The organism is Pseudomonas indica NBRC 103045 (genome assembly GCF_002091635.1).
Taxonomy (GTDB): Bacteria; Pseudomonadota; Gammaproteobacteria; order Pseudomonadales; family Pseudomonadaceae; genus Pseudomonas_M; species Pseudomonas_M indica.
Genome location: NZ_BDAC01000005.1, coordinates 1 through 18948 on the forward strand (window position 1 = coordinate 1; position 18948 = coordinate 18948).

The 18948-nt window shown below is 70.5% G+C and carries 3 protein-coding genes; all 3 read left to right on the forward strand.

Annotated elements, in window-relative coordinates; translation table 11 throughout:
* Positions 1-4864: non-ribosomal peptide synthetase (locus tag PIN01S_RS07885; RefSeq protein WP_139809697.1), on the forward strand; the 4864-nt coding region annotated here is incomplete at its 5' end.
* An 87-nt stretch (positions 4865-4951) separates the two neighbouring features.
* Positions 4952-15103, forward strand: coding sequence for a non-ribosomal peptide synthetase (locus PIN01S_RS07890; protein WP_084335043.1), 10152 nt, complete (start codon positions 4952-4954; stop codon positions 15101-15103).
* Positions 15103-18948: a non-ribosomal peptide synthetase gene (locus PIN01S_RS07895; protein WP_084335045.1), complete on the forward strand. Its 3846-nt coding sequence runs from the start codon at positions 15103-15105 to the stop codon at positions 18946-18948. Before PIN01S_RS07890 ends, PIN01S_RS07895 begins: the two co-directional genes overlap by 1 nt.

Consider the following 18948-nt stretch of genomic DNA (forward strand, 5'->3'; position numbering starts at 1 on the left):
ACCGCTCAACGCGAACGGCAAGCTGGATCGCAAGCAACTGCCGCGTCCGCAACTGGAGCAGGCCGAAGACCGCCACGAGAATCCCCAGGGCGAGGCCGAGCGGCGCATGGCCGAACGCTGGGCCGAGCTGCTGGAAATACCGCTCGAGCTGATCGGCCGCGACAGCCACTTCTTCCGCCTGGGTGGCCACTCGCTGCTGGCCACCGTGCTGCTCGCCCGGCTGCGCCAGGAGTACGGCCAGGCACCGGCCCTGCGCCAACTGTTCGAGCAGCCGACGCTGCGCGCCTTCAGCGCCCTGCTCGGCACGCCGGCGGGCAGCGCCGCCGCCGAGCTGACGCCTCAGCCGCGCCCCGAGCGCCTGCCGCTGTCCTATGCGCAGCAGCGCCTGTGGTTCCTCGACCAGCTCAACCCGCAAGCCGCCGAGTACAACATCACCTCGGCCGTGGAACTCAGCGGCCCGGTGCGCCTCGACTGGCTGCAGCAGGGTCTGACCGAGATCGTCGCCCGCCACGAAGTGCTGCGTGGCCGTCTGCTGGAGCGTGGCCAGGGGGCCGAGTTGCTGATCGACGCCGAGAGCCGCGCGCACCTGCCTATCGAGCCGCTGGCCGAGACGGACTGGGACGCCCGGGTCGCCCAGCGCCTCGAAGAAGAATCCCGGCGCCCCTTCGACCTGGCGGCCGGCCCGCTGGTCCGTGGCTGTCTGCTGCACAACGAGCGGCGCACCCTGCTGCTCCTGACCCTGCACCATACGGTGGCCGACGACTGGTCGATGCAGTGCCTGATCGACGAACTGGCCGAGCTCTACCGCGCCCGCGGCGAGCAGCGCGAGGCATGTCTGCCGGCCCTGCCGGTGCAATACGTCGACTACGCCCTCTGGCAGCGGCTGCCGGCCCAGGCCGAGCGCTACCGCCAACAGTTGCAGTACTGGCGCGACACCCTCGGCGATGGCGACTACCAATTGGAGCTACCCACCGACCATCCGCGCCGAGCCGAACCCGACACCGCCAGCGGCTTCCACGATCTGCTGCTGCCCGAGGCTCTCGCCCAGCGCCTGCGCCAGACCGCGCAGCGCCAGGGCATGACCCTCTACGTGCTGCTGCTGGCAGCCACCCAGGTGCTGCTCGGCCGCCTGGCCGGCCAGCGCGACGTGCGCATCGGCACCGCCGTGGCCAACCGCGATCTGGCGGAAACCCAGGCGCTGATCGGTTGTTTCGTCAACACCCTGGTGATTCGCGCCGAGGTCGACCCGCAGTTGGCCTTCGAGGCCTTCCTGAAGCAGGTCGGCGAACGCGTGCTCGCTGCCCAGGAGCATCAGGAGGTGCCCTTCGAGCAGGTGGTCGATGCCCTGGTCAGCGAACGCGACATGACCCGCACGCCGCTGTTCCAGGTGCTGTTCGCCATGCAGAACGCCCGCCTGCGCGCCGATGCCTGGGCGCCGCTGACACTGCGCGAAGTGGAGGTACCGTCCAGCGCCTCGAGTTTCGACCTGGGCTGGGAGGTGCACGACGACGGCCGACGCCTGTCGCTGCGCCTGAAATACAAGCGCCAGCTGTTCGAGGCCGATACCATCGCGCGCTGGGCAGGCGCCTGGCAGCGCCTGCTGGCCGATATCGCCGAGCGGCCGCTGGCGAAACTGGGCGAACTGGACCTGCTCGGCAGCGCCGAGCGCAGCCGCCAACTGCAGCAGTGGAATGCCACGACCAGGGCCTACCCCAGTCCGCACGACTTGGCCCAGGCACTGGCCGAACAAGCTGCGCGCACCCCGCACGCGCCGGCGCTGGTCTATGCCGAGCAGCGCCTCAGCTATGCCGAGCTGCACGCCCGCACAGGCGCCGTGGCCAGGCAACTGCGCGAGCGCGGGGTGGGCCGCGAGCAGGTGGTCGCCGTGTGCATGCAGCGCTCGGTGGAAATGGTGGTCGCCCTGCTCGGCATCGTCCGCGCCGGCGCCGCCTACCTGCCGCTCGATCCGGAGCTGCCGCCGGCACGCCTGACCCTGATGCTGGAGGATGCCGCCCCGGCCCTGACCCTGGCCCAGCCGGCCACCGCTGCCTGTCTGCCGGCCGGCACACCGCTGTGGTGCCTGGATGCCTCGGCGCTGGAAGACGGCCCGCAGCCCGAGCCGATCAACCAGCCCGGCGACCTCGCCTACGTCATCTACACCTCCGGCTCCACCGGCCAGCCCAAGGGCGTGCTCAACGAGCACGGCGCGCTGATGAACCGCCTGTACTGGATGCAGGAGGCCTTCCCCATCGGCACCGACGACCGTGTGCTGCAAAAGACCCCCTACAGCTTCGACGTGTCGGTATGGGAGTTCTTCTGGCCATTGATCACTGGCGCCTGCCTGGTGGTCGCCAAGCCCGACGGTCATCGCGACAGCCATTACCTGGCCGAGCTGATCCAGCGCGAACGCATCACCACCCTGCACTTCGTGCCCTCGATGCTGCAGGCCTTCGTCGGCGAACCGGCCCTGCCGCGCTGCACCTCGCTGCGCCAGGTCTTCGCCAGCGGCGAGGCCCTGCCGCTGGAACTGCAGCAGCGCTTCCAGGCGCGCCACCCGGCTAAGCTGATCAACCTCTACGGCCCCACCGAGGCGGCCATCGACGTCAGTTGCTGGGTCTGCGATCCGGCCTCGACCCTGGGCTTCGTGCCCATTGGCAAGCCGATCGCCAACCTGCAGCTGTACATCCTCGACGAGGCGCTCGCCCCGCTGCCCATCGGCGCGGTCGGCGAGCTGTACATCGGCGGCGCCGGCCTGGCCCGTGGCTACCTGAACCGGCCGGAACTGACCCACGAACGCTTCGTGGCGAGTCCGTTCGACGCCGGCCAGCGCCTGTACCGCACCGGCGACCGTTGCCGCTTCCTCGCCGACGGCAACATCCAGTACCTGGGACGCCTCGACCATCAGGTCAAGCTGCGCGGTCTGCGCATCGAACTGGGCGAGATCGACGCCACCCTGCTCGACCAGCCCGGCATCGACGCCGCGGTCACCGTCCTGCGCGAAGACCTGGCCACGCCGCAACTGGTCGCCTACCTCTGCGGCCCCGAGGCCCTGGACGTCGACGCGCTCAAGCAGGTCCTGAGTCAGCAGCTGCCGGCGCATATTGTGCCGGCGTTCATCGTGCAACTACCGGCCCTGCCGCTGAGCAGCAACGGCAAGATCGACCGCAAGGCATTGCCCAAACCCGAGCTCGAGGGCCAGGCGCGCACGCAGCGGGCGCCGAGCAACGCCACCGAGGAGGTGCTGTGCCGGCTGCTCGGCGAACTGCTCGGTGTGGAGCGGCCGAGCGTCGACGACAACTTCTTCGCCCTCGGCGGCGACTCGATCCTCGGCCTGCAATTCATCGCCCAGGCGCGCGCCCAGGGCATCGGCCTGACGCCGCGCCAGCTGTTCCAGCAACGCACCCTGGCCGACCTCGCGCGGGTCGCCAGCCAAGTCGAGCAGTGCCAGGCGGAACAGGGCCTGCTGGAGGGCGAGGCGCCGTTGCTGCCGATCCAGCACTGGCTGCTGGAACGAGCGCTGGCCGAGCCCGGCCATTGGAACCAGTCGGTGCTGCTCAAGCCCAGCCGCCCGCTGCACGCCGATGCCCTGCAAGCCACGCTGCAGGCCCTGGTCGAGCAGCACGACGCCCTGCGCCTGCGTTTCACCCGCGAAGGCGATCAGTGGCGCCAGGCCTATGCCGATGCCAGCCAGGCAGTGGCATTCGCCCAGGTCCGTCTGGCCGTGCCCTGCACGCCGGAAGCCCTGCGCGCCTGCATCGCCGAACAGGTCGAGGCGAGCTTCGACCTGGCCAGCGGGCCGCTGATCCGCGCCCTGCTGATCGACCTGGCCGAGGGTGAGCAGCGCCTCTACCTGGTTGCCCATCACCTGGTGGTGGATGCGGTGTCCTGGCGCCTGTTGCTGGAAGACTTCAACACGCTCTACCCACGACTGGCCGCCGGCCAGAACGCCACGCTACCAGCCAAGACCAGCTCCTACCGCCAGTGGGGCCAGCGCCTCTGGCAGCAGGCCGCCAGCCCGGCCGTGCAGGCGCAGCGCGACTACTGGCTGCAACAGACGCTGCCCGGCGAGCTGCCGGTGGACCAGCCCCAGGCCGACAACCGCGTGGCCGACGAGGTCAGCCTGAGCGCGGCGTTGAGCATCGAGGAAACCCAGGCGCTGCAGCAGGCGCAGGGCAGCTATCGCACCCAGGGCCATGAACTGCTGATCGCCGCCCTGGCCGGCGCGCTGCAGCAATGGTCGGGCGCGAGTGCCATCGGCATCGACCTGGAAGGCCACGGCCGCGACGCGCCGTTCGCCGAGCTGGACGTCAGTCGCACGGTGGGCTGGTTCACCCAGCTCTATCCGGTGCGTCTGGACCTGCCGCAGGGCGGCGACAGCGGCGCGCTGATCGTCGCGGTCAAGGAGCAACTGCGCGCCGCGGCCGACAAGGCCCTGGGCTACGGCCTGCTGCGTCACCAGACCGGGGTGCCGCTGCCGGCGCACCGCCATCCCGTGCTGTTCAACTACCTGGGCCAGATCGATGGCGTCGGCGGCGAGGGGCTGCTGCAACTGGTGGATGAGCCGCTGCCGCCCACCGTCGCCGCCGACACCCCGCGCAGCCATGAGCTGGAGGTGGTGCTGGCGGTGCTTGGCGGGCGTCTGCAGGTGGAGATGAAGTTCGCCGGCCTGCGCCTTGCGCCGGCCACCCGCGAGCGCCTGTTGCAGGCCTACCTCGCCCATTTGCGCGGCGTCATCCGCCACTGCCAGGGCAACCAGACGGGGCAACTGTCGCCGACCGACTTCCCCCTGGCCAAGGCCCTGAACCAGAAGAACCTGGACACCCTGCTGAGCAAACTCAAGAGCAAACCGATCTCGCAGAGCTAGCGGGCGCTGCGCCGGCTACCCCATGGGGCGCCGGCGCCCGCCACGCACTCGATACCTTTTTACGGCCTACGGACTGGAACAAGAATCATGAGCAACATCGAGGACATCTATTCCCTCTCGCCCACCCAGCAGGGTCTGCTGTTCCACAGCGTCTACGAGCCGGATTCGCGCGTGTACTACCAGCAGCTCAGCCTGGACATGACCGGCCCGCTCGACAGCGGCGCCTTCCGCCGCGCCTGGCAGGCGCTGCTGCAGCGTCATGCGGTGCTGCGCACCGCCTTTCTCTGGGAAGACCTGGACGACGCCTACCAGGTGGTACAGCACGAGGTGCCGCTGCCGCTGAGCGAACTGGACTGGCGCGACCGCGACGAGGCCGAGGAGGCGCTGCGCCAGCGCGCGCGGCAGGAACGCGACCAGGCGCTGGAACTGAACGAGGCGCCGCTGATGCGCCTGTGCCTGGTGCGCCTGCCCGGGCAACGCTGGCACCTGATCTGGACCTTCCATCACATCCTCATGGACGGCTGGAGCGTCGGCGTGGCCATCCAGGAATGGCTGGCCCTGTACTACCAGCAGGTGCGCGGCGACGCCCCCGGCCTGCCGCCGAGCCCTGGCTACCGCGACTACATCGCCTGGCTGGCCGAGCAGGACGCCCAGGCCACCGAGGACTTCTGGCGCGAGCAGCTGCTGGACTTCAGCGACCCCACCCCGCTGCCCTGCTTCGCCCTGCCCGAGGCGCCGCAGACGCATCCCTACGCGGAACGCGAGACGCGCCTGGACGCCGCCGAGACCGAACGCCTGAACCGGTTCGCCCGCAGCCAGCACCTGACCGTCAACACCCTGATCCAGGGCGCCTGGGCACTGCTGCTGGGACAGCACGCCGGGCGTGACGAGGTGGTCTACGGCGTCACCGTCGCCGGTCGCCCGGACGGGCTGGCCGGGGTGGATGCCATGGTCGGCCTGTTCATCAACACCCTGCCGCTGCGCGTGCGCCTGGACGACGCCCGCCCGCTCGGCGACTGGCTGCAGGACCTGCAGCAACGCAACAGCGATCTGCGCCAGCACGCCTACCTGCCGCTGAGCCGGCTCAAGCCGCTGAGCCAGGTGCCGGCCGAGCGCGCGCTGTTCGATTCGATTCTGGTGTTCGAGAACTTCCCCGTTACCGACGCGCTCAACCAGGACGCCGGAGGACTGAGCTTCAGCGCCCCAGCGGAGCTGCGGCGCGAAGACGGCATCCGCCTGACCCAGGGCCGCAACCACTTCCCGCTGTCGCTGATCGTGATACCCGGCGAGCGCCTGAAATACCTGTTCAGCTACGACCGCAGCCGCTTCAGCGACGCCGAGATCGCTATCCTCAGTGCCCAGCTGCGGGCGATCCTGCTGGCCATGGCCGAACAGCCGCAGGCGCGCGTGCAGACGCTGGACTGGCTGAGCGACGAGGAACGCCAGCGCCTGGAGGCCCATGGCCAGGGCGCACGCCTCGCGGTGCCCGCCGCCACCCTGCAGCAGCGCTTCATCCAGGGCGCGCAGGCCCATCCCGAGCGCCTGGCCGTGCAGGACCGCCAGCGCGCGCTGAGCTATGCCGAACTGGACGCCGAGTCCAACCGTCTGGCCCACCGCCTGCAGGCCCAGGGCATCGGACGTGGCCGGTTGCTCGCGCTGGCCCTGGAGCGCAGCGTCGACTTCGTGGTGGCGCTGCTGGCCACCCTCAAGAGCGGTGCCGCCTACCTGCCGCTGGACCTCAAGCAGCCGGCCGGGCGCCTGGCGGACATCCTCGAGGACAGCCGCGCCGATCTGCTGCTCAGCCGCCGTGCGCTGGAGTCGCGCCTGCCGCGCAGCGAGGGCCCGGCCCGGTTGTGGCTGGACGACGAGGCGAACGCCCTCGCCGACCTGCCGGCCAGCCCGGTGACGGCGAGCGACGACCCGGGCGCCCCCGCCTACGTCATCTACACCTCCGGTTCCACCGGCACGCCCAAGGGCGTGGTGGTCGAGCACCGAGCCATCGTCGGCTATCTCGCCGCCGTCGCCGAACTGCTCGATCCACCACCCGCGGCGCGCTACGGCCTGCTCTCCACGGTGGCGGCCGACCTCGGCCACACCCAGCTGTTCGGCGCGCTGTGCAACGGCGGCAGCCTGATCCTGGTCGACGAGGACACCAGCTTCGACCCGCTGGCGCTGGCCGACTTCTTCGGCGAACACCCGGTGGACGTGCTGAAGATCACCCCCGGCCACCTGCAGGGCCTGCTCCAGGCCCACCCCGACCCACGCCTGCTGCCGCGCGAACGCCTGGTGTTCGGCGGCGACGCACTCAAGCCCGAGCTGCTGCGCCAGGTCGGCGCCCTGGCGCCGGCGTTGCGCCTGTTCAACCACTACGGCCCGAGCGAGGCCACGGTGGGGGCCCTGGCCACCCCGCTGGCGGCCGACATCGGGCTGGTCGCCCTGGGCCGGCCGCTGGCCAACCGCCGCCTGCGTGTGGTCGACGGCAGCGGCCGCGAGGTGGCCATCGGCGTTCCCGGCGAATTGTGGATCGCCGGCGACTTGGCGCGCGGCTACCTGCACCGCGCCGACCTGACCGCCGAGCGCTTCGTCGAAGCCAACCGGCAGCGCTGGTACCGCACCGGCGACCGCGTGCGCTGGCTGGCCGACGGTCAACTGGCGTTCCTCGGCCGGATCGACAACCAGGTCAAGATCCGCGGCAACCGCATCGAGCTGGGCGAGGTGGAAGCGCAGATCCGCCGCCTCTCGCCGCTGATCGAGCAGGCCCTGGTGCGCATGCTGGAGGTGGATGGCATGCCGCGCCTGGTGGCCTACGTGGTGGCGCGCCAGTCGCTGTCGGCGAGCAAACTGTGCGACGACCTCGGCCGCCGCGTGCCGGACTATATGGTCCCGGCGCACGTCATCACCCTCGACGCCATCCCGCTGACCGCCAACGGCAAGCCGGACCTGCGCCAACTGCCGCTGCCCAGTGCACCGGCCGCCGACAGCGCCAGCCACGTCGCCCCGCGCAACGAGGTCGAGGCGGTACTGGCGCGCATCTGGCAGGACGTGCTGAAGGTGGAGCGAGTCGGCGTGCACGACAACTTCTTCAGCCTCGGCGGCGACTCGATCCTCAACCTGCAGATCATCGCCCGCGCCAACCAGCAGGGACTGAAGCTGACGCCCAAGCAGTTGTTCGAGAACCGCACCATCGCCGATATCGCCCAGGTACTCGGCGCCGGCGCCGAAAGCGCGGCGGCCCGGCAACAGGGCGATGGCTTCGTCATACCGCTGAGCGCCGGCCAGCATTCCCGCCTCGAAGCCGGGGCCCTGCAGCCCAGTTGGCGTTGCCTGGCCATCGACGGCGAGCTGCCTGCCGCCCACCTGGCCCAGGCACTGGCCGCCCTGCAAGGGCATCACCAGGCGCTGCGCCTGGCCGTGCAGCGCACCCCGGAAGGCGAGTGGCAACAACGCGTGCTGGCCACTGCCGCGCCCGTTGCAGTGAGCGAGCAGCCGCGCAGCGACGAGCCGCTGCAAACCCTGGCCGAAGCGGCCTTCGCCCGCCTCGACCTCGTCGCCGGACAGGGCCTGCATGCCAGCCTGCTGCGCGGCGAAACGGGTGATCGGCTGCTGCTGGTCGCCCATCCGCTGTGCCTCGACGAAGCGGCCTGGCCACTGCTGCTTTCCGACCTCAACCTGGCGCTGTCGCAGTTGCGCCATCAGCGGCCGATTCGCCTGTCCTACACGGGCGGCGAGCTCGGCGCCTGGTGCGAACATCAGCAGCGAGACGCCGGCAGCGATCGCCTGGACGAGGTATGGGAGCACTGGCTGCAATTCGCCGGCCTGGAGCTGCCCCCGCTGGCCCTGCCTGAGCAGACCGGGCAGGCCGCGCAACGCCTGGACGACGCCACCTCGGCGCGGCTGAAGCGTCTGGTCGACACCCTGCAACTGGACTGGAATGCTCTTCTGGCGGCCAGCCTGGTCGAACGCCTGCGCGGCGAAGACGGCGCATCGGTCGCGCTGACCCTGCTGGCCGGTCGCCCGGACGCCACGCGCCTGCCACTGCACGCGCCAATCGCCCAGGCCGATCTGGACCCGGCGCGTCTGCTCGGCGCCCTGGCCCTGCCGGTGCCGTTCTATCTGCAGGCTCCGACCGGCGACAGCCTGGCCCGCCTGCAGGACGTGGCCGCGCAGTTGCGCGCCTACCCGCAACAGGGCGCGGATTACGGCACCCTGCGCCACCTGGCCGACAACCCCTACCTGCTGGAGCCGCTGCGCGAGTTGCCGACGCCGGCGGTGGCCCTGCGCTGGCTCGGCGATTGGGATGCGCACCGCGAGGCGCAGGCGGTACTCGCCGGCGTCCAGGCTGCCAGCCGCGAACCGGTCCTGGCCAAGGCGCTGACCCTGGACGCCTGCTGGCACGATGGCACCCTGCACCTGCACGCCGAAGGGCCGCTGTCCAGTGCCTGGCTGCCCGCCCTGGTGGAACAGCTGCAGAGCCTGGCGGCGCTGGCGGATAGCCCCGAGCTGCGCCCAGCCAGCGAGGCGTTCCCGCTGTGCCACGCGCAGGCCGCGACCCTGGCCAGCGAGCCGCTGCCCTGGGCACGCCTGGAAGACCTCTATCCGCTCTCGCCCATGCAACAGGGCATGCTGCTGCACACCCTGCTGCAACCGCACAGCGGCATCTACCTGATGCAGCAGCGCTACAGCTGGGACGGCGCGTTGCAGCGTCCGGCCATGGAACGTGCCTGGCGCCTGCTGCTCGAGCGCCACCCGATGCTGCGCACCGCCTTCTGGTGGCAGGAGGATCATGCCCCGCTGCAGTGCGTGTACCGCGACACCGAGCTGGCCTTCGAGTGGTACGACTGGCGTCACCTCGACGCCGAACGCCAGCGCGAGGCGATGGACGCCGTACTGGCCGACGAGCGCCAGCGCGGCTTCGACATGAGCCGCGCGCCGCTCACCCACCTGCGCGTGTTCCAGTTGGCGGACCAGCGTTTCAGTCTGGTGCGCAGCTTCCATCACATCCTCACCGATGCCTGGTGCTTCGGCCTGCTGATGGAAGACCTGCTGGCCATCTACCAGGCCGTGGCGCGCGGCGAAGCGGTGGCGCGCCCGCGCCTGCGTCCGTTCCGTGGCTACATGAGCTGGCTCGCCCGCCAGGACATGGACAGCGCGCAGGCCTTCTGGCGCGGCGAACTGGCGGGCTTCGAGGCGCCGACGCCGCTGCAGGTCGATCTGCCCGTGGCCCAGCCGGACCGCGCGCCGGAGGTGGTCGGCGACTGCGACCTGACCCTCAGCGTCGCCCGCACCCAGCGCCTGCAGCAGCTCTGCCAGGCGCACCAGCTCACCCCCAACACCTGGATCCAGGGCGCCTGGGCCCTGCTGCTGTCGCGCTACAGCGGCAACCGCGACGTGCTCTTCGGCGTCACCGTGGCCGGCCGCCCCACCGCGCTGGCCGGGGTCGAGGAGATGGTCGGTCTGTTCATCAACAGCCTGCCGCTGCGTGTCGACGTCGACCCCGAGCGCCCGGTGATCGGCTGGTTGCAGGCGTTGCTGTCGCATAACGCCGAGCTGCGCGATCACGAATATGCGCCGCTGGTGGACATCCAGCGCTGCAGCGAAGTCCCCCGTGGCCGCCAGTTGTTCGACAGCCTGGTGGTGTTCGAGAACGCGCCGCTGGACGTCGCCAGCGTCAGGCTCGACGGCTTCAGCATCGACATCTACGAAGACCGGGTGCACACCAACTTCCCGATGACGGTGGTGCTCTACCCCGGCGACCGCCTGGGTATCCGCCTATCCTACGACCAGAGCCGGTTCACCTCCGACAGCGTGCAGCGCATGCTGGGCCACCTGGTGCAACTGCTCGGCGAGATGCTCGACCAGCCCGAGGCGCCGCTCGGCAGCCTGCAGATGCTGCCCGAGGCCGAGCGCCGGCAACTGCTGGTGGAATGGAACCGCAGCGCCGTCGACTTCCCGCTGGAACGCGGCTATGCGGCGCTGTTCGCCGAGCGGGTGCAGGCGCATCCGCAACGCCTCGCCGCAGTCTGCGCCGGTGAAACGCTCAGCTACGCCGAACTCGACCGACGCAGCAATGCCATCGCCCATGCCCTGCAGCAGGCCGGCGCCGGCCCGGACACCCTGGTCGCCCTGGCCGCCGAGCGCGGCCTGGCCCTGCTGTGCATGATGATCGCCACGCTCAAGGCCGGCGCCGCCTTCCAGGCGCTGGACATCCAGCACCCGCCGCAGCGCCTGGGCGAACTACTGAGCCTGAGCGGCGCGCCGCTACTGCTGGTGGACGAGAAGGCCAGCGGGCTGCTCGATGCGGTACTGGCCGGCGTCGCGCGGCAGCCCACCTGCCTGGTGGCCCAGGAGCTGTGGCAGGCCGACGCCGCGCCGGTGCGCTACGTCCATCGCGCCGACCAGCTCGCCTACGTGATCTTCACCTCCGGCTCCACCGGCACGCCCAAGGGCGCCCTGGTGGAACAGCGCGGCATGCTCAACAACATCTTCGGCAAAGTGCCGAGCCTCGGACTTTGTGGCGAGGATCGTATCGCCCAGACCGCCTCGCCGGCGTTCGACATTTCGGTCTGGCAGTTCCTCGCCGCGCCGCTCGTCGGCGCCACCGTGCATATCCTGCCGGACAGCGTCGCGCACGACCCCGCCGCGTTGCTCGACGCCATCGAAACGCAGCGCCTGAGCCTGCTCGAGGCGGTGCCCGCGCTGATCCGCGGCCTGCTCCAGGAGGCCGGCCCGCAGCATGAACTGGCCAGCCTGCGCTGGCTGCTGCCGACCGGCGAGGCGCTGCCGCCGGCGCTCGCCCGCGACTGGCGGCGGCGCTTCCCCGGCACCCCGCTGATGAATGCCTACGGCCCGGCCGAGTGCTCCGACGACGTCGCCTTCCACGCCATCCACGACGCGCCGCAGGACGACTGCGCGCACATGCCGATCGGCCGCCCCACCGCCAACAACCAACTGTTCATCCTCGACGACGCCCTGCGCCCGCTGCCCATCGGCGTACCGGGCGAGCTGTGCGTCGGCGGCGTAGGTGTCGGCCGCGGCTATCTCAACGACGCCGAGCGCACCCGCGCGGCGTTCGTCGAGCACCCGTTCGAGCCCGGCGCACGCTTCTACCGTACCGGCGACATCGGCCGCTACCGCGCCGACGGCGTCATCGAGTACCTCGGCCGCCGCGACCAGCAGGTGAAGATTCGTGGCCACCGCATCGAACTGGGCGAGATCGAGAACCGACTGATGCGCCACCCGCAGGTCGACAGCGCCGCGGTACTGGCCCTGCCCGACGCCCGTGGCGACCTGCAACTGCTGGCCTGCTACGTGACCTGCGACGCGGCGCTGGACGATGCCATGGCGCAGGCACTGCTGGGCGAGCATCTGCGTGGACAACTGGCGGCCTACATGGTCCCCGGCCACTGGCGCCGCCTGGAGCGGCTGCCGCTGAACGCCAACGGCAAGGTCGACCGCCGCGCCCTGGCCGCCCTCGGCCTGCCCGGCGAAGCCGCCGCGCAGGCCCGGGTGGCGCCGCGCACGCCCACCGAGCAGGCCCTGGCCGAGCTCTGGCAAGACCTGCTCGGCCTGAACTCGCTGAGCGTCGACGACGATTTCTTCGCCCTCGGAGGCCATTCCCTGCTGGCCACCCAGGTCGTTGCGCGCATCCGTCGCCGGCTCGCCGTCGACCTGCCGCTGCGCGCCCTGTTCGAGCACCGCACGGTGGCCGAGCTGGCCAAGGTGGTGGACGCCCAGGCACCCAACGAATCGGCAGCCGAGGAGATCGTGCCGGTGTCGCGCGACCAGTTGCTGCCGCTGTCCTACGCCCAGCAGCGCCTGTGGTTCCTCGACAAGCTGGAAGGCCCCAGCGCCGCCTACAACCTCTCCACCGCGGTGCGCCTGGAGGGCGAACTGGACGTCGAGGCGCTGCGCGCCGCGCTGCAACACGTGCTCGACCGCCACGAGTCGCTGCGCACCGGTTTCAGCCTGGACGGCGATACGCCGCGACAAGTGATCGCGGAGGACGTGCGCGTCGAACTGGCGCTGCAGCCGCTCAGCTCGGACGAGGACGTCCAGCGGTGGATCGACGACGAAGCCGCGCGCCCCTTCGACCTACAGCGCCCGCCAATGCTGCGCGCGCGTCTGCTGCGCCTGGGCCAGGCGCGCCATGTGCTGCAGTTCACTCTGCACCATATCGCCACTGATGCCTGGTCCATGGGCATTCTGGTCGAGGAAGCCATCGCCGCCTACAGCGCCTATCGCGCCGGCCGGCAACCGGCGCTGGAGCCACTGCCGATCCAGTACGCCGACTACGCCCACTGGCAACGCAGCGCCCCGCAGCAGCGCCGCCTGGCACGCGACATCGACTTCTGGCGCGGTCAACTCCAGGGCGCACCGATGCTGCTGCGCCTGCCGCTGGACAAGCCGCGCCCGGCGCAGGCCGACTATCAGGGTGCGGCACTGCGCCAGACCCTGCCGCGAGCCCAGGCCGAGCACTTGAAAGCCTATGCGCAGACGCAGCGCGCGACGCTGTTCATGGTTCTGCTCAATGCCTTCAACTGCCTGCTGCAGCGGGTCACCGGCGACGACGACTTCCTGGTCGGCACCGACCTGGCCAACCGCGAGCACCCGGCACTGGAACGGCTGATCGGTTTCTTCGTCAACGTGCTGCCGTTGCGCGCGCGCCTCGACCCGGCGCAGGACTTCGCCGCCCGTCTGCAGCGCCTGCGCGACGACACCCTGGCCGCCTTCCAGCATCAGCAGGTGCCGTTCGACAAGCTGGTCGAGACCCTGCAGCCGCCGCGTCAGGCCGGCGTCAACCCGCTGGTACAGGCGCTGTTCGTCCTGCAGAACACGCCGCGCTCCTCCGCCGAGCTGCCCGGCCTGCACGTCGAGCAACTGGCCCCGCGCCAGGAAACCAGCAAGTTCGATCTGGCGCTGTTCGCCGAGGAAGACGAACAGGGCCTGACCCTGCGCTGGGTATACCGCACCAGCCTGTTCCAGCAGCGAACCATCGAGCAGTTGCAGCGCGGCTTCGACGATCTGTTGCAACGGGTCATCGAGGCCCCCGAACACGCCTTGCAAGGTTGGGACTGGCGCCTGTCCAGCCCGGCCGCCACGGAGAATGCCCCCATGTACGATGCATCCGCCAGCGACGAGGCGAGCCGCGCCTCGCGCAAGCTGTCCAAACTGAGCAAGCTCAAGCAGACCCGTGCCACCGCCGTCAGCCAGCGCCCCGAGGAGCAGGTGCGCACCGCCACTCTGGCCACCGGGCGTTCGCTGCCCCTGGTGATCGAGCCGCGCCTCGGCGAGCTGGACCCGGTGAGCTGGGCGCAGCAGGCCCGTGGCTGGATCGGCGAACAGTTGCGCCATCACGGCGGTCTGCTGTTCCGTGGCTTCGACCTGCCCGACGCCAGCGCCTTCGAGCAGTTCGCCCAGGCCATCGAGCCCGACCTCTATGGCACTTACGGCGACCTGCCGAAGAACAACTCGGGCAAGAACATCTACCACTCCACGCCCTACCCGGAGCAGCACATGATCCTGTTCCACAACGAGAGTTCGCACCTCGCGCAGTGGCCGCGCAAGCAGTGGTTCTATTGCGAGACGCCGGCACCGCGCGGCGGCTGCACGCCCATCGTCGACTGCCGCGACGTGCTCGCGCGCCTGCCGCGGCCGATCGTGGAGACGCTGCGGGCCAAGGGCCTACTCTATGTCCGCCATTTCACCGACAAGCTGGACGTGCGCTGGCAGGACTTCTTCAAGACCGAACGGCGCGAGGAGGTCGAGCAGCGCTGCCGCGAGGCCGGCACCCAATGGCAATGGCTCGGTGAGGACGGTCTGCGCATCGCCCAGCGCTGCCCGGCCATCGTCAGCCACCCGGACACCGGCGAGGCATCCTTCTTCAACCAGGTGCAGCTGCACCATCCGGCGTGCCTGGAGCCGGAGGTGCGGCGCAACCTGATCGAGCTGTTCGGCCCCGAGCAACTGCCACGCAACGTCTGCTACGGCGACGGCAGCCCCATCGAGGACGAGGTGATGGCCGAGATCGGCCGCGCCTACGAGGCTTGCGCCGTGCGTTTCGCCTGGCAGAAAGGCGACGTGGTGATGCTCGACAACATGCTGGTCGCCCACGCCCGCGATCCCTTCGAGGGCGAACGCAAGATTTGCGTCGCCATGGGCCAGATGATGCGCCGCGACGAACTCGACGCGTCCACCGGCGCGGTGGCGCGTCACCATCTGGCGCTGGAGGAGAGCCTGTGATGGAGCAGTTCCAGCTTTCACCGCAACAGCGCCTGCGCTGGCAGTCGGGCCTGCCGGCCGCCTCATTGACCCTTGACCTGCACGGCACGGTCGAGCCAGCCGACCTGCGCCGGCGCCTGCAGGCCCTGGTGGCACGGCACGAGGCCTTGCGCCTGCGGCTGTGCCCCTCGCCCGGTCTGCGCGTGCCGCTGCAGCAGGTCGTGCCGCCCAACGAGGCGATGCAGGTCGAAGACGGCGTGCGCCTGGACGGCCAGGCGCTGGCCGCCGATCGCCAGCGCCTGCACCTGCAACTGCCGGCACTGAGCGCCGACCGAGGCACCCTGCTGCGCCTCGCCAGGGCCCTGGCCGGCGAGGTGCAGCCGGACGACGAGGACATGAGCTACACCCAGTACAGCGCCTGGCTGTACGAGCTGCAGGGCGAGGACGACGCCGAGCTGGGCCGCCGCTACTGGCGCGAGCAGGCCCTCGGCGAACACGAACAGGTCGAACTGACGTACCGCGAAGCACGTGTTCGGGCCGAGCCCGGGCACCTGAAGGCGCAACTGGATGGCACGCCGGAGCTAGCCGCCAAGCTCGATGCCTTCTGCCAGCGGCACCAGGTCACGCCCGCCGAGGTGCTGCTGACGGCCTGGTGCGCCCTGCTGCAACGCCTGAGCCCGGGCGAGGCGCCGGTCCTGACGATGAACTGGGTGCATGACTGCCGCGACGATTACGAGGAGCTGGCCGGTTGCTGGGGCGCGTTCGCCAAACCCCTGCCCCTGGCCTGGCGCTTCCCGTTGCAGAGCCGCTTCGGCGAGGCGCTCGACGGCGTGCAGCGCCTGTGCGACCGCGCCCGCGAATGGCAGGAGTACTGCGCCATCGTCAGCGACCCCTCCCCCTCGGCCAGCCGCTACGGCTTCGAATGGGGCAGTGTGCTGCCCCAGGCGCTGCCCATGGCCGGTGCCTCTGGCGCAACGCTCTCGGTGCTGGAACTCGATTCGCCGGCCCAAGCCTTCGAGCTGCTGCTCACGGCCGAAGCCCTGACCGACGAGCACGGCACCATCGCCTATCGCTTCAACCTCGCCTTCGAGACCGCCGGTTACAGCCTGCAGACTGCCCTGGTGCTGCTGGAACAGTACCGCTCGCTGCTGCTTGCCGCCCTCGACGATCCCGAGCAGGCGCTCGCAGCCCTGCCGCTGCACAGCCCGAGCTTCGACGCCACCCTGGCCGCCGTGCAGGGCACGCGGACCGAGGCGTCCGCGACGCCCTTCGTCGCCTTCCCCCAGCGCTTCAGCCAGCAGGCGGCGCGCTTTGCCAAACGCCTGGCACTGTGCGATGCGACCCGCCAACTGACTTATGCCGAGCTGGAGGCGCGCAGCAATCAACTGGCCCGCTACCTGAACGCGCGCGGGATCGGTACCGAGGACCGCGTCGCCCTGCATCTGGAGCGCAACGCCGATGCCATCGTCGCCATGCTCGGTGTGCTCAAATGCGGCGCGGCCTTCCTGCCGCTGGACGTGCAGCAGCCGCTGGCACGCAACCAGGCGATCATCGAAGCCGCCCGCCCCGCTTTCCTGATCGTCGATGGCAGCGCCACGCCACCTGCGCTACCGGGTCTGGAGAGTCTCGACCTGGGCGATGCCCAGCGCTGGCAGGATCGACCGGACAGCCCGCTGACACTGCCAATCGCCGCGCACAACGCCGCCTATGTGCTGCATACCTCCGGCAGCACGGGCACACCCAAGGGCGTGGTGATCGAACACCGCCAGCTCGGCAGCTATGTGGACAGCCTGCTGCGTCGCCTGGCCCTGGCCCCCGGCGAGCGCAGCGCACTGGTCACCTCGCTGGCCGCCGACCTCAGCTATACCCTGCTGTTCCCGGCGCTGCTGAGCGGCGGCGAGCTGCATGTGGTGGACAAGGCCACCAGCCTCGACGCCGCAGCCTGGGCGGCTTACCAGGCGCGTCACCCGATCGACCACCTGAAGACCGTGCCGTCGCTGCTCGACGCCTGGCTCGGACACAGCGCGGCCGTCGCCACCCTGCCGCGCCGGCAACTGATCCTGGGCGGCGAGCACAGCCCGCAGCGCCTGCTGCAGAGCCTGCGCCGCCTCGCGCCGGACCTCGCCGTCTACAACCACTATGGGCCGACCGAAACCACCATCGGCGTACTCATGCATCGCCTCGACCCGGCCATCGAGTACCGCCACCTGCCGCTCGACGACCGCCTGGACGGCATGCGCACCTATCTGCTCGACGAACAGGGCAATCCCGTGGCGCCGGGCCAGGCCGCCGAGCTCTACTTGGCCGGGCCGCAACTGGCCCGCGGCTACCTCGACGAACGGCAGACCGACGAGCGCTTTCGCGACCATCCACAACGCCCCGGCGAGCGCCTCTACCGCACCGGGGATCGCGCGCGCTACCGCCCGGACGGCAGCCTGCAGATCATCGGCCGTGCCGACCGCCAGGTGAAAGTCCGTGGTTTCCGCGTCGAACTCGACGACATCGAGGCGCAGCTCGCCCGACTGCCCGGCGTGGCCCAGGTGGCCGTCACCTGCGTGGCGCGCGGCCCGTTCGATCAGCAGTTGTTCGCCTTCCTCACCCTCGAACACGACCAGGCCGGCACGCTCGCCCGACTTCAAGCCCTGGCCCAGGAGCGCCTGCCGGAGCACATGCTGCCGACCCTGCGGCTGGTCGACGCCCTGCCCCTGCTGGGCAACGGCAAGCTGGACCGCAAGACGCTCGCGCAATGGGCCGAGCAGGTGCTCGAGCATGTCGGCGACAGCCTGCCGCGCACGCCGCTGGAGCAGTTGCTGGCCGAGGTCTGGGCCAGCGTGCTGGGCCTGGAGCGGGTCGGCATCGAGGATGACTTCTTCGCCCTCGGCGGCCACTCGCTGGCCGCGGTCAAGCTGGCCAGCCGCCTGCAGAACGCGCTCGGCGCGCCGGTGCCGGTCAACGCCGTGTTCGATGCACCGAGCGTGGCGCGCTTCGCCGAGCTGGTGCAGGCCCGGTTGCAGCTCTCGCCGCTGGTGCAGCTGTCCCGGACGGAGGCGACGAAGGGCAACCTGTTCTGCTTCCACCCCTCCACCGGCCACGTGCAGGACTACCGCGCCCTGGCCGAGCCGCTGGCGGACTGGAGTCTCTGGGGTCTGCAAGCCACCTACCTGGCCGAGGGCAGCCCGCTGCCGGGCCGCGACAGCCTCGATGCCCTGGCCGCGGTGTATGTCGAGCAGTTGCGCCGGCAACAGCCACAGGGTCCCTACCACCTGCTCGGCTGGTCGCTCGGCGGCCTGCTCGCCTTCTGCGCCGCGGCGCAGCTGGAGGAAGCCGGCCAGGAGGTGGCGTTCCTCGGCATCGTCGATTCGCAGACCCAGCGCAGCGCACCGGCAGAAACCTTCGAACAGTTGCTGCAAGCCGCCGCCGAACGGCTCGACACCGACAGCCAGCGACGCCTGTCGGCGCTGACCGAGGCGGCACGCGCGCACCTGCTCGAGCGGACACCCGACGAATGGCCACTCGCCCTGGCGCAATGGGCCCGGCAGCAGGGCGTGCAATTGGCAGGCGACAGCTGGGAACAACTGGAATACCGTTTGCGCCAGCACGGCCACACCCAGGCGCTGATCGGCACCTTCCGCCCCGTCACGCTGCGCTGTCCGCTGCACCTCTGGTGGGCCAGCGCGACCCTGGAATCCGAGGATTTCAGCGCGCCGGACTGGAGCCGCCTCAGCCAGGGCCCGATCAACGAACGGGTCATCCCCGCGCAGCACCTGGACATCCTGCGCCAGGATGAGTGGCAACAGAGCCTGGTCGAGAGCCTGGCCGCCCTGGGCACGAACCGACGCGAACCTTCGAACGACGAGACGATTTGA

Bases quoted from the DNA above. Each gene is read 5' to 3' on its own strand.
- PIN01S_RS07890 (WP_084335043.1), top strand. From the start codon at position 4,952: ATGAGCAACATCGAGGACATCTATTCCCTCTCGCCCACCCAGCAGGGT.
- PIN01S_RS07895 (WP_084335045.1), top strand. From the start codon at position 15,103: ATGGAGCAGTTCCAGCTTTCACCGCAACAGCGCCTGCGCTGGCAGTCG.